This is a genomic window from Brevibacillus sp. DP1.3A, assembly GCF_013284245.2.
Lineage (GTDB): Bacteria > Bacillota > Bacilli > Brevibacillales > Brevibacillaceae > Brevibacillus.
On record NZ_CP085876.1, the window covers coordinates 2,714,865 to 2,727,604 of the forward strand.

Consider the following 12,740-nt stretch of genomic DNA (forward strand, 5'->3'; position numbering starts at 1 on the left):
TTATCCCTTCCAATTGGTTCCAATTCATGTTACAGCATGTGTATAGACCAAAGGCTGGTTGTCAGGATTTTTCCAAGATTCGCTTGAATGAATAAGTGACAGTTTCGTGGTTTTGCTTGAACTTACAAAAAAAGATAGGTAAAATATTCCTGGTTATGTGAAAAAAGACCTACTAAAAATTCGTTAGGTAGGTCTAATGTCCGAATTGGAAGAGGGTAACATCGGATAGATCGGGGGTAGTGTGCTTTGGGCTCACGTTGGATTAGCTTGGGTGTGTCCTGTGTGATCATCTCGGTTTGGCTGATCGGATACGGATTGCCTACGGATGAGAGTATGGTTGTCTTTCTTTTACTTGTGGCTATCATTCAGTCGCTTGCTGCCTATCAAATAGGGAAATATGTAGATCAGTTGCGGCAGATGGCTTATCACGATTCACTTACAGGCGTTCTCGTCAATCGCAGATTTCATGACAAGTTGGTTGAAGAAGTAGAGTTGGCAAAAAGCAATCATCAATCTGTTACTTTATTGTTTATTGATTTGGATAATTTCAAAATATTCAATGATTCATATGGCCATTTGGAAGGCGACCGAATCCTTTGCCAATTTGCAAGACTCTTGCAAGCAAGTGTACGCAAACAAGATACGGTTGGAAGATGGGGTGGGGAAGAATTCGTCGTTTTGTTAACGCATACAGACACAATAAGAGGACTGGCAATTGGAGAACGTATTCAAAATCAAGTGAGGCACGCTCTTTCAGGTGTCACGGTCAGCATCGGAGTAGCCTCGTACCCTCACCATGCTTCAACAGCGGAAGAGTTAGCGAAAATAGCAGATATGCTGATGTATGAAGCGAAAAAGAGGAAAGATTGCATGATGGTCGCTTCGAATGAAAAGATAAATATTGGCAAGAATAACACTCGTCATCTCTCTTGACACGGGTGTTTTTTTTGATTGTAAAGGGCATTTACAAAAACTTAATAATTCCTTAAAGAAAAATATACACACTTGACCTTGATTTTAAATTTACGGAAACAATAACTTTCGATATAATCTGTTAGGTGTCATTTATTCAAAGGAGTGAAGAAGTCCCGTATGTTGAAATCAAACAAGTATATCTTCTTTGATCTGTTCGAGCAGCAGATTGCCACTGTGCACAAAGGAACTCATCTTTTCTATGAAATGATAGGAAACTATCAAGATCTAGAAACAAAGGTTAAGGCAATCAAGGCTGTCGAGAAAGAAGGAGACGAGATCGTTCGTCGCATCATGAACGAGTTAAACTCCACTTTTATCACTCCGCTTGAGCGTGAAGACATTCACCAACTCGCTCATACGATGGACTCGATGATCGACTACATTGACGGTGTCGCTGATCGTATGTATTTGTACCAAGTGACTCAACCAGATCCACGTGTACTGGCACAAGCCAATATTTTGGTGAAATGCTCGGCAAAGCTGATCGAGCTGATTCGCACACTGCGCAAGCTGGATCATAAAGTCGTTACACAAATCGCTGGGGAAATTAAAGATTTGGAGCATGAATCTGACTCCAACTACCGCAAAATGGTATCTGATTTGTTGAACTCTCCTGATACCAACCCAATGGAGGCTATCAAACTCAAAGAGATTTACGATAAGCTCGAAGACTGTGCTGACTTCGCTGAGGACGTCTCCAACCTGGTAGAAGGGATCGTGTTAAAGAATGCCTGATCTTTCGCCAGAGTTGCTTATTCTGGTACTCGTCGTCATCATGGCGCTAGCTTTTGACTTTATCAATGGTTTTCACGATACAGCGAATGCAATTGCGACTTCTGTTTCGACGCGTGCATTAAGTCCGAAAACCGCGATTATTATTGCATCCCTGTGTAACTTGCTTGGTGCACTTTCGTATACAGGTGTAGCGAAGACAATCGGGGGAGGCATTACCGATCCATTCAAGCTGGAAAATGGATTGGTCGTCGTTTTGGCCGCGTTGACATCTGCGATTTTGTGGAACCTAATCACCTGGTGGTTCGGAATTCCTAGTTCGTCCTCGCACGCGATTATCGGCGGTGTTGCAGGTGCTGCTTTTGGTGCCGCAGGAAGTGGTGCCATTAACTGGTCAGGCTTCATTAGCATTATCCAAGCGTTGATCGTATCACCGCTTGTTGCCTTTGCTGTTGGTTTTGTCGTGATCAAGCTTGTGTCTTGGTTTGTTCGTAACTCAGCGTACCACAAAACCAATCGAAATTTCCGTTCGATGCAAGTCGTGTCAGCAGCTTGGCAGGCCTTCAGCCATGGAGCCAACGATGCGCAAAAAACAATGGGCGTAATCACCCTTGCTCTGATTTCTGGAGGATTCTTGATACAAGAACCGGGCGAATTCGTCATTCCACTGTGGGTAAAACTCTCAGCTGCTATTGCAATGGCTTTAGGTACAGCTTTTGGTGGATGGCGTATCATCAAGACCTTGGGTGGTAAGATTATGAAAATCAAGCCAATTTCCGGTTTCTCAGCAGACCTGTCTTCTGCCTTGATTATCACAATCTTTACAGCTTTGAAACTGCCGGTGAGCACAACGCACGTGATCACATCCGCCATCTTGGGGGTTGGGGCATCGCAAAAGCTGAACGCAGTAAAATGGGGCTTGGCTGGCCGAATTTTGGTCACTTGGGTCATTACCCTTCCGATTACAGGACTTTTGGCTGCTGCATGCTACGTCGTGTATGACGTATTCCTGTAGAGCTACATCTTTATATAACACACAACCAGACACCTTTCCGTGTAGAGAACGCGGGAAGGTGTCTTTTTCATTAACTTGACCCAGTTAAACGCTCCCATAAACCAGGCTTGGGTTTAATTTGCACGAGGCGTACGGCAGAGAATGGGATATAGTCCAGTGAGCCATCCCGTTCTTCAATTAAAATCCCATTTGGGCTGTAATCATACAATTTGCCTTCTGCGTATGCGGATAATCCTTGACCGATCATATCAGGAGCAAAATGAATACGTACGTAGCGATCGAGATACTCTTCTAAAATTCCATCATCCATCTGATTCCCCACCTTTTTCATTCTTTCTCCTAGTTATTGCCTGCATTGCGACAATTCAGACAAGGTAAAGAAAAAACCACCCAGTCGGACTGACCTAAGTGGTAATGGCTATGGCATATTAACGTTATTCAATCGAGTTTTGGGAATGTCCTGTCTGCTTGTTTTTGCGTGCAAACACGAGCATCAGGATGACACCAGCAGCAATTAAGCACAGACTGACTAATTGAGCGACACGCAGAGTATCTGCTATTAACAAGCTGTCTGTACGCATTCCCTCAATGTAGAAGCGACCGAGTGAATACAGGATCATGTAGCTGAACAAGACCTGTCCGTCGAATTTTTTGAATCGGTACAGCATGAACATGAGAACGGCGAAAACGAAAAGGTTCCAGATCGATTCATACAAAAACGTAGGGTGGTAATATTGTCCGCCGATAAACATTTGTTCGCGGATGAATGCGGGGAACTTTTCCATAAACTCAGCAGAGACGGGACCACCGTGCGCTTCCTGGTTGATAAAGTTTCCCCAACGTCCGATGGCTTGACCCAAAATGACACTCGGCATAAAAATGTCAGCCAAACGAAGGAACGGCAGATTATGTTTTCGAATATACCAGCTTCCTGCCAGAACACCACCGATTAATCCACCGTGAATAGCCAAGCCGCCTTGCCAAACTGCGAAGATGTCCAGTGGATTGTCTTCGTACTGCTCCCATTCAAACGTTACATAATACAATCTTGCACAAACGATGGCTGCTGGAATGATCAGAACCACCATGTTCAAGACGTGATCAGGATCAATGCCAGAACGTTTGGAATTGTAGCGCGCGAGATAAGTACCCAAGAAAAACGCCAGCCCCATAATAATGCCATACCAGTGAATCTTTAAGGGGCCGATTGCAATTGCGATCGGATCAATCATGAATGTGCCTCCTTGCCTCAAAACATCTGTGCCAAGTATAGCACAAATAGGCTGCTGGATTCCAACTAATGGCTTACTGGGACTGCAAAAAGCCGAGGATGGCATCAAGGGAGGCTCGTTTCATTGGAGCAGATACGGATGAGAATAAATCTCCGAATGTTTCCAGTCGTTTGGGCACTGTATAAACGGTGAAGTCTGTGGGATGAGAATGAGGAACCTCCTCCCACAGGAGTGGTGTTGATACGGTTGCCTGTTCTTTTGCACGGGTTGAATAAGGGGCTGGTAATGTTTTCCCCCGCCAGTGTTGCAAATAGTCAATGTACAGCTTATCTCCCCGATTCTTCACTAGTCGCTCGATGGTTAAAAGTGAGGGATGCTTGCTGACTAAATAGGATGCGATGAAATGTCCGACCAGGCGTGTCTGTTCAAAGGTATAGCGGAGTTCAATCGGAACGTATATTTGCAAGCCACTGGAACCAGATGTTTTGACCCATGAAGGCAGCTGTAATTCATCGAGCAGCTGTTTCAACAAGAGGGCAGACTCTATCACAACAGCAAAATCGTCTGTAGAAGGGTCAAGGTCAAATACGAGCTCTGTCGGAGTCTCATCCTTGGCGAGGTGAAAGGAGACGTGCCACTCCAATGCTGCTTGATTTGCCATCCACACGAGTGTCGCCCGATCATTGCACAGTACGTAACGAACATTTTCCCACGTATGCGTTTGTATCCAGTCAGGCGCATAGTCAGGGGCGTTTTTTTGATAGAAGTGCTTGTCGCCAACTCCGTGAGGGTAGCGAATGACGGTTAACAGCCGATCCTTGCTATACCGCAGAAGTGGGGCTGCGACAATCAGCAAATAGCGCAAGTAATCTAGCTTGGTTACCTTGGCCTGTGGCCATAGAGGCTTGTCAGGATTTGTAATGGACAATATGTGATTGTCAATCGTCAGCTCGTACTCTTTTGTTGCAGGACGCAATAATGTTTTCACCTTCTTTTTAAAAGGTAGTAGGTGTTCCTACTATCTCCCATCCGTGTTTCTCTATGTAAAAGGAAAACCACTTTGCATATATTTCCTGCCAATCAACCATAATACGGGTAGCTTTCCAGTGGTTGGTGATGAAATGGAATTCAAGAAGAAAGATAAAATGCAAGAACTGATTGAGACAATGAATGCCTGTAGCTTAATCGAGCTGGAGGGTATACCGATTTCGCCTCAATTGGAACAGAACATTGATCTTTTGAAAAAAATGTTCGCTGATTGCTCTGATTTTGTCATACGAGAATTCCGTCAAAAAAACAGTGTCCGTGGGATTGCTGTCTTCGTTGATGGGCTAATTGATACGAAAGAGGTCAATTCTGCACTGAAATCGCTAATGGTGCTTGAAGACGGCGATGAAGATATAAAAGTGATTGAAGAGTCACTTTTGCCCGTTTCCCAGATGGGAAGAGTAGACGATTATAAAAAGCTGCTACAAGCTGTGCTTTCAGGTGATACAGGCATTCTTGTTGAGGGAAATACAGAAGCGCTCACGCTCGGCATTCGTGGAGCAGAAAAACGCTCCGTTAACGAACCAGAAGGAGAAGCGGTCGTACGTGGGCCGCGTGAAGGCTTTATCGAAAATATTCGCACGAACACGTCGATGCTGCGGCGCAAATTGCGAACACCTCGTTTGAAAATGAAGTCCTTGGTAGTTGGACGTGAGACGAACACCAATCTGGTGGTTGCCTTTCTTGATGGGATTGCTGATCCAGAGATCGTACAGGAGGTCACTGGTCGAATCAGCAAGATCAATATGGATGCTGTGCTGGAAAGTGGATATATCGAAGAGATGATCCAGGATAACACGTACTCGCCTTTCCCTCAGGTTATGTATTCCGAGCGCCCAGACACGGTTGCAGCGGCATTGCTGGAGGGACGTGTCGCGATATTTGTGGATGGGACACCGATGGTTTTGATCGTGCCTGTTACGTTTTGGATGATGATGCAGGCCAGCGAGGATTATTACGAGCGATTTCAAATGGCTACCCTAGTTCGACTGCTGCGTTACGTATTTCTCATCATTTCGCTCATTACCCCTGCTTTATATGTGGCCATTACGACTTATCACCAACAGATGCTACCGACCACGCTCCTTTTAAGTATTGCGGCTGCGCGCGAGTCCATTCCTTTTCCTGCTATTGTGGAGGCTTTTATCATGGAAATTTCTTTTGAAGCCTTGCGAGAAGCGGGGATTCGTCTCCCGAAAACGGTCGGACAAGCCGTCAGTATTTTAGGTGCGCTGGTCGTTGGTCAGGCAGCGGTGCAGGCAGGGATTGTTTCTGCCCCCATGGTTATCGTCGTATCGCTCACAGGGATTGCCTCATTTACCATCCCGCATTTTAATGCATCGATTTCATTGCGAATGCTGCGTTTTCCGATCATGATTGCGGCTTCGATCCTCGGCATCTATGGAATGCTAGTAGCGTTATTACTCATCCTCGGTCATATGGCCAACCTGCGCTCTTTTGGTGTCCCTTATTTATCGCCGCTAGGACCGATGTCGATCGGCGATCTAAAAGACGTACTAATGAGGGCTCCGTGGTCGATGATGGAAAAACGCCCAAGCTTTTTGGGAGTTCAAAATGCAAGGCGTATGAGCGATGGTTTTGCTAATTCTATTCAGCAAAGAGGAGGGCAATCAGGAGTGACAGGCAACCGTCATCCAAATGAGGAGGGACAATCGTGAAGGCTGTGACCCGCATATTGGTGGTGTCGCTCTGTATGTTCCTAGTATCTGGATGTTGGGATCGCCGTGAAGTAAATGATATGGCCATCGTCATTGCAATGGCGATGGATAAGGAACCAGACGGCAGGTATCGGTTATCCATTCAGGTCCCCCTGGTCAGTAGCCTAGGCGCCCAGTCCGGAGGTGGTGGTGGGACGAGTGGTGATAAGAGTTATTACGTTGATTCCGCAGTAGGCAGGACAATTCGGGAAGCGAATGGATTGATCCAAGCAAGAATGTCTCGAGAAATTTACTACTCCCATCACCGGATGATCGTCATAGGCGAAGAACTGGCGAAGGACGGAATGTCGGATGTGCTGGATATTGTGTCGCGCTTTCCGGAAAACAGACTGACAGCTTACATTGTCATGACAAAAGGCAAAGGAATCGAATTACTAACCGCACAGCCGCAATTTGAACGTTTTTCGGGAGAAGCGATGCGTGAGTTGGTCAAGATGGGGGGCATTACGGTAACGTTGAAGGATGTAGCCCAGATGCTCGGTACACCAGGGGTTGATGCCATTTTACCCGTTCTGGCAGCAGTGGATTCCCATCCGAAAGGAAAGTCAAAAGAAATAGAGGCGACGGGGGTAGGCTTATTTCGACAGGACAAGCTCGTATCCATCGCGAAGCCCAAAGAACTGCTCGGCTTGCGATTGTTCCAACGCGATTTTACTCCGTTTTCTGTTGTGGAGTCCCTTAACAAGCACGAACGGCTTACGATAACTCTTTCGAAAGGAAGGGCGAGTATCAAGCCTGTGATCAGGAAAGGCCACATTCATTTCAAAATTGATCTCTACGCTTCTGCTGTGGTGGTGGAGAATCTGTCAACCCTCGATCTCGAGGAAGAGAAAAATATTAGAATGCTGCAAACAAAGCTCGTCGAGCAAATCAATAGCGGTGTGAATCATATGATGAAAACGATCCAACAGAAACAATCAGACTTCATTGGGTTAGGAATCGCATTGTCGAGGAATTATCCGCGAGAGTGGCGAGACCGATATCGGAACAGGTGGAATAAGGAGCTTCCGAAAATCACATATGAAATCCGATCCAAAGTGCACATGGCCAATTTCGGACAGACAACGAAAAATATAACCCAAGGTGAAGATGATCATGAATAGAATATTTTTGATCTTTTTTATCTCTATGTTGGTACTTTCGTTTGGAGAATTCATCATGAAGCGAAAAGCAATGGACGGGAGACAGCAGCGAGTCATTGCTATTTTCTACGTTTTAACCATTCTTTGTCTGATTGCTTTGCAATTCCAGTATTATCAAGTGTTACCCACGAGTAATTTGATGAACTTTCTATCTCCTCATGTGAAGTGGTGGGTGGATCAGTTCGTATAAGGAGGCCCAAGTATGATTCACAAGCAAGTTGTCAATCATCGACAAATTGCCTGGCTGGTCGGTAGTGTCTTGATGACAGGAATGATGATCAGTTTCTTGCGGTCTGTCGTTCATGTAGCAAGGATGGATGCTTGGTTCTCTCAAATTTTACCCATCTTTTATGCGCTTTTTATCGCCTACGTTTTGAGTGGGCTGGTTGAAGCATACCCCGGGAAAAATATCTTTGAAATCTTGTTTATCATTGGTGGGAAGTGGATTGGTGGAGCTATCAATCTACTCATTTTGTTTTACATTTGGATCATCCTGGCGATCGATATTAAAGGGGCTGCTGATTTTTTACATATCTCCTTATTGCCAACCACGCCATTGGAGGTCATCTTACTCGTCTTCGTCTTACTGATGATGTACTATGGCAAAACGAGTCTTGAGGTGGCGGCACGGGTAAATGAGTTTTATTTTCCTCTTTATTTCATCATGTGCATTTCGCTCTATTTCCTGCTGGTTAATGAATACAACGTTGAGCGATTGGAACCAATCTTGACCACTAGCTTGGATCGAATCGTGGTCAGCAACTTTTTACCAGTGGGTGTATATGGTGATATTTTTCTCATTGGGGCATTCTTACATGCCATTGTAGAGCCGCGACTATTTTTTGCTGCGATGAAGCACGGGGTCATCATTGTTGGCTTTGGGACGACGATTATGTTGCTCGTCTTGCTCGGGGTGATGGGTTTCATGATCGCCAGTCGACTGAATTTCCCTATCTATATTCTCGTCCAGCAAATCCACGTCACAGATTTTTTGGACAGGGTCGAAATGATCCTCTTTAGTGTTTGGTTCCCCGCTTTCACAATCAAAGTCATTGTCGCTTACTTGGCATTTTTAGTGGGGGTGGGATCATTTGGGGGACAGCGGCATTACAATACATTCAATGCTCCGTGTGGATGGTTTATCGTTGTATCGTCCATATTTGCGTTTCCAAATGTAGCGCATATCGATCAATTTATTAGTTATAGCTTGCCGTTGATCGTGCTCGTCTTTCAATTCCCGTTGGCGATCTTTTTGCTCATTCACGTAAGGAGAAAGAACAAAGGAAGAGAGCAAAGCCTCATACCCGAAGGAACGAAGCTTTATCGATTTTACCGGTCGATGGTGTGGATCACGACAGTCTGTTTGAGTGGATGTGTGATCGTGATTTTGATTGGGGACTTTTTTAAGGACAAATCAGCAGTCGGAGGGGTTGCGACAGCTATTGTGTTTATTGCCCTCTTACTGATAGCGCTGTTGACGAGCTACGGGGAGATGCAGGCTCTTAATCATGGAAAACAAAAGCTGGGGAGGGCAAAACAGGCTGGATCGTTTCGACAATGAGATCGAAAGTAGAGGGGGTGTGCCTACGAATTTCCAAGTCAAAGCTACCATTCATACATCGTTAAATAAAGGCAGTGACAGTAAAGACTTTTTAGTCTTTGACTCAGCTGCCTTTTTGTAATGGATGAGAACCATATACCTTGATTTTTCAACGAAATATGTGACTAAGGTATGGTCATCCAATAATATCATCCTGATTTTTAACGGAAACTTCACCATTCGGATACCGATGCTTTAGATAGTCTCCGCCCCATTTACATAGTACTTGTAAGACTTCTTTTAATGATTCCCCATATTCGGTCAGGGCGTATTCAACTCTTGGCGGTACTTGATCGTATGTTTTTCGGGTGATCAAGCCATCTCTTTCAAGCTCTTTTAATTGTACCGTGAGCATTTTTTGTGAAATCCCCGTTACTAATCGTTTTAATTCCCCTGTTCGGATCGGTCCCCTGGTTAAGTGATATAAAATATGAGCCTTCCACTTTCCACCAATCACTTCTAAAACGACTTCCAGCCTGTTGTTGTACTGTTTCATTTTCTTTAACTCCTTTAAAAATATACAGGTACGTTGACGTACCTATAGCACGTTGGCGTTCCTATAGTACGTAAAAGTGCGTACTTTTCAATGTTTCCTATCCCTTGCATAATAGGGTTCGTTACCAAGTAATGCGGGATCGTGATAAGGACTGTAACCATTATACCCATAGAAGTATCCTGCATAAAATATTTAGGAGGTACTGCTACTATGAAAACTGCAAATCGCACAGCAAATTTTTATGACGTCATTCGAGAGCGTCGTTCTGTTCGGACTTTTGATCCTTCTTATACAATCTCAGAGGAAGAAATCAAAGAACTCATCGGAGAGGCGATTCTCGCTCCAAGTGGTACGAATCTGAATCCTTGGCGTTTTATGGTCTTTACAGAGAAAGCACTCAAGGAAAAACTGCTTCCTACGGCACTGGGACAACAACAAGTGGTTGATGCATCCGCGGTCATTGTCGTATTAGGAGATATGAACGCCTATACAGTAGAGAACGCGGAAAAAATCAATCAAAGAGCAGTGGAAGCCGGTTTCATGCCAGAAGAAGTGAAAAACAGAATTAACGAAAGTGTGAAAGGGTACTACGGTACGGTGAGTGAACAAGTATGGAGAGAATGGCAGCACCTTGATGGAGGACTTGTTGCGATGCAATTGATGCTCGCGGCAAAGGCAAGAGGTTACGACACTGTGCCAATGCTTGGTTATAACACAGAAGAGTTCCGAAAAATCTTCGATGTTCCAGATAACTGGGTGAACGTTCTGATGATTCCTGTAGGGAAAGCTACACAACCAGGGTTCCCGACTGTACGCTTGAGTGTTGATGAAGTGACGTACTGGAATGGCAAGTAATTGGTAGGATGGATGTTCCGCCACATATCATCACATGCTTGATCATGTGGCGTCTTCCCTGAAAACATGCATTTTCGATAGATCTTGTATCTGTCGCCTCTCTATAAAACAAAATCACAGATATTAAATATCCTTATTCACGACGAAAGAAGGTCTAACTATGAAACTAAGTGTTTTGGATCAAACACCTACATCTAACGGTCAAACTTCAGCGCAAACCTTTCAAAATACCATTGAGCTGGCGAAGCTTGTGGATGATATGGGGTATAACAGAATTTGGTACTCAGAGCATCATGGGGCTACAAACTTGGCAAGCGCCTCTCCTGAGATCATGATTGCACACATTGCATCTGTAACAAACAACATTCGTGTTGGCTCCGGTGGAATTATGCTGATGCATTATTCTCCATTAAAAATGGCCGAAGTTTTTAAAACGTTATCAACGCTGTATCCTAATCGAATTGATTTTGGTGTCGGTCGTGCTCCAGGGGGAGATCGGTTCTCCACGCTTGCCCTGCATGAAGGAAGACAACCGAATCTGCTTAACCAGTACGATAAGCTGATGGAAACCATGATGTTTATGACAGATACGATGCCTGAAGATCATGTGTACAGCCGCACATTGGCAGCACCAGTAGACGCTCCACTTCCTGAGGTTTGGCTACTAGGATCAAGTGGAAGCAGCGCTGCACAGGCAGGAAGATTCGGTATCGGGTATTCATTTGCCCAGTTCATCAGTGGACAATTAGAGTCTCCAATGCTCGAAGCGTATCGCACGAACTTCACACCCTCAGAGTTTATGCCTGCTCCCAAAATCAATGTTGGCTATTTTGTGATGGCGGCGGAAACAACGGAGGAAGCTGAATATCACGCAGCGAGCCTGGATCTGAATTTGCTGTTTCTGGATAAAGGCATGCCGTTTCAAATCTTCACACCAGAAGAAGCATTGAATTATTCCTATACCGAAATGGACAAAATGCAGATCGAACACAACCGCAATCGTTTCCTGGTGGGAAGTGCAAAAGATGTTGCTGATACACTACGTGAGCACGATGAAAAATACGGGATCACGGAAGCCGTACTTGGAACAATCAGTCATAGCCATGAGGCGAGACTACAGTCTTACCGTTTGCTTGCAAAGGAACTTCTATAAATAGAAAGGTGGAAAAAATGATGATCCCATTTTTAGAACGAATGAATAGCTTATCGAAAAAACAACGCGAAGATGGTTTAACCAAAAAAGAAAAGGAAGAACAACAACAGCTTCGTCAAGAATATCTGCAAATTATCCGCGGGCAAGTTTTGCACACATTTTCAGGGCTAACGATCTTAGACCCGCTGGGTAATGATGTAACGCCCGAAAAATTGAAAATCGCCCAACAAAATCAGATGTTCAATACAGAGGATGAAGCATGAATATGAAGTCTGGCGTCGAACAGGCCGTTTATGCTCTTCTGGTGCTAACTCGACTACCTAGACAGGCGATGTTATCTGGTGAAGCTCTAAGTCAACAGCTCCACGTCTCTCCAACTTATTTGCAAAAGTTAATGAGAAAACTTGTACAGGCAGGGATTGTTCTGTCTGTGCCAGGTGCAAAAGGAGGCTTTCGACTGCAAGCTTCACCAGACGACATAACCATTTATGATGTGTACATGGCAGTAGAAGGTGTGAAATCTCTTTATCGTTCGACGGGTATCTTTGAAGGGATGCTACAGTTAAAGGATAACAACGCCTGCTTGTTATCTGATGTCATGGATGAAGCGGAGCGTGCTTGGCAGGCTGTATTAAAACGCCAATCTATCGCTTCTTTACACAGCGAACTAAACGAAACCTGCTCGGCTGATGATTTGACGAAGCTGGATTCTTGGTTAAAAAGCACGATTCGTTAACTAGATAATTAATTAGAT

General features: G+C 44.7%; 15 protein-coding genes. 11 read left to right on the top strand and 4 right to left on the bottom strand.

The features are described 5' to 3' along the window. Positions 1-246 precede the first annotated feature (246 nt). The 3 genes from HP399_RS12565 to HP399_RS12575 all read left to right on the top strand — a co-directional run bounded on the left by HP399_RS12565 (position 247) and on the right by HP399_RS12575 (position 2,722). Entirely contained in the window at positions 247-933 is a 687-nt protein-coding gene (locus HP399_RS12565; RefSeq protein ID WP_173617357.1) for a GGDEF domain-containing protein, read from the top strand. Positions 934-1,092: 159 nt separating this feature from the next. Then, complete coding sequence (locus tag HP399_RS12570) at positions 1,093-1,710, top strand: DUF47 domain-containing protein (protein WP_007728239.1); 618 nt, start codon at positions 1,093-1,095, stop codon at positions 1,708-1,710. Then, positions 1,703-2,722 (top strand): inorganic phosphate transporter, encoded by a 1,020-nt coding sequence (locus HP399_RS12575; protein ID WP_173617358.1) that lies wholly within the window; start codon positions 1,703-1,705, stop codon positions 2,720-2,722. The genes HP399_RS12570 and HP399_RS12575 overlap by 8 nt, the downstream gene beginning before the upstream one ends. A 70-nt stretch (positions 2,723-2,792) precedes the next feature. On the opposite strand, the gene HP399_RS12580 is transcribed toward HP399_RS12575, so the two are convergent. From HP399_RS12580 to ligD, 3 genes are all read right to left on the bottom strand, one after another. After that, entirely contained in the window at positions 2,793-3,053 is a 261-nt protein-coding gene (locus HP399_RS12580) for a hypothetical protein (protein ID WP_228088508.1), read from the bottom strand. 103 nt (positions 3,054-3,156) lie between these two features. Then, entirely contained in the window at positions 3,157-3,954 is a 798-nt protein-coding gene (gene lgt / locus HP399_RS12585; RefSeq protein WP_173617359.1) for a prolipoprotein diacylglyceryl transferase, read from the bottom strand. A gap of 73 nt (positions 3,955-4,027) precedes the next feature. Beyond that, entirely contained in the window at positions 4,028-4,930 is a 903-nt protein-coding gene (gene ligD / locus HP399_RS12590; protein WP_173617360.1) for a non-homologous end-joining DNA ligase, read from the bottom strand. A 169-nt stretch (positions 4,931-5,099) separates the two neighbouring features. Between ligD and HP399_RS12595 the strand changes: the two genes are divergently transcribed. The 4 genes from HP399_RS12595 to HP399_RS12610 are packed head-to-tail and all read left to right on the top strand — an operon-like array spanning position 5,100 to position 9,443. Next, positions 5,100-6,680 (top strand): spore germination protein, encoded by a 1,581-nt coding sequence (locus HP399_RS12595; protein ID WP_370642711.1) that lies wholly within the window; start codon positions 5,100-5,102, stop codon positions 6,678-6,680. Next, positions 6,677-7,843, top strand: coding sequence for a Ger(x)C family spore germination protein (locus HP399_RS12600; RefSeq protein WP_173617362.1), 1,167 nt, complete (start codon positions 6,677-6,679; stop codon positions 7,841-7,843). Before HP399_RS12595 ends, HP399_RS12600 begins: the two co-directional genes overlap by 4 nt. Next, on the top strand, positions 7,836-8,072 hold the full coding sequence (locus tag HP399_RS12605) for a hypothetical protein (protein WP_173617363.1): 237 nt from the start codon (positions 7,836-7,838) through the stop codon (positions 8,070-8,072). The genes HP399_RS12600 and HP399_RS12605 overlap by 8 nt, the downstream gene beginning before the upstream one ends. A gap of 12 nt (positions 8,073-8,084) precedes the next feature. Next, positions 8,085-9,443, top strand: a complete 1,359-nt coding sequence (locus tag HP399_RS12610; protein ID WP_173617364.1) for a GerAB/ArcD/ProY family transporter — start codon at positions 8,085-8,087, stop codon at positions 9,441-9,443. 175 nt (positions 9,444-9,618) lie between these two features. Here HP399_RS12610 and HP399_RS12615 read toward each other — a convergent pair whose 3' ends face one another. After that, a complete protein-coding gene (locus HP399_RS12615) occupies positions 9,619-9,978 on the bottom strand; it encodes a winged helix-turn-helix transcriptional regulator (RefSeq protein WP_173617365.1) in 360 nt (119 codons plus the stop codon). Positions 9,979-10,188: 210 nt separating this feature from the next. Between HP399_RS12615 and HP399_RS12620 the strand changes: the two genes are divergently transcribed. From HP399_RS12620 to HP399_RS12635, 4 genes are all read left to right on the top strand, one after another. Then, positions 10,189-10,833, top strand: a complete 645-nt coding sequence (locus HP399_RS12620; protein ID WP_173617366.1) for a nitroreductase family protein — start codon at positions 10,189-10,191, stop codon at positions 10,831-10,833. 160 nt (positions 10,834-10,993) lie between these two features. Next, positions 10,994-11,986 (top strand): LLM class flavin-dependent oxidoreductase, encoded by a 993-nt coding sequence (locus HP399_RS12625; protein WP_173617367.1) that lies wholly within the window; start codon positions 10,994-10,996, stop codon positions 11,984-11,986. Between the two features lie 20 nt (positions 11,987-12,006). Further along, the gene (locus HP399_RS12630) at positions 12,007-12,249 is read left to right on the top strand and encodes a DUF896 domain-containing protein (RefSeq protein ID WP_173617515.1); all 243 of its coding nucleotides are present in this window, start codon (positions 12,007-12,009) and stop codon (positions 12,247-12,249) included. Next, a complete protein-coding gene (locus HP399_RS12635; RefSeq protein ID WP_173617368.1) occupies positions 12,246-12,722 on the top strand; it encodes an RrF2 family transcriptional regulator in 477 nt (158 codons plus the stop codon). Before HP399_RS12630 ends, HP399_RS12635 begins: the two co-directional genes overlap by 4 nt. The last annotated feature ends 18 nt before the right edge of the window (positions 12,723-12,740 follow it).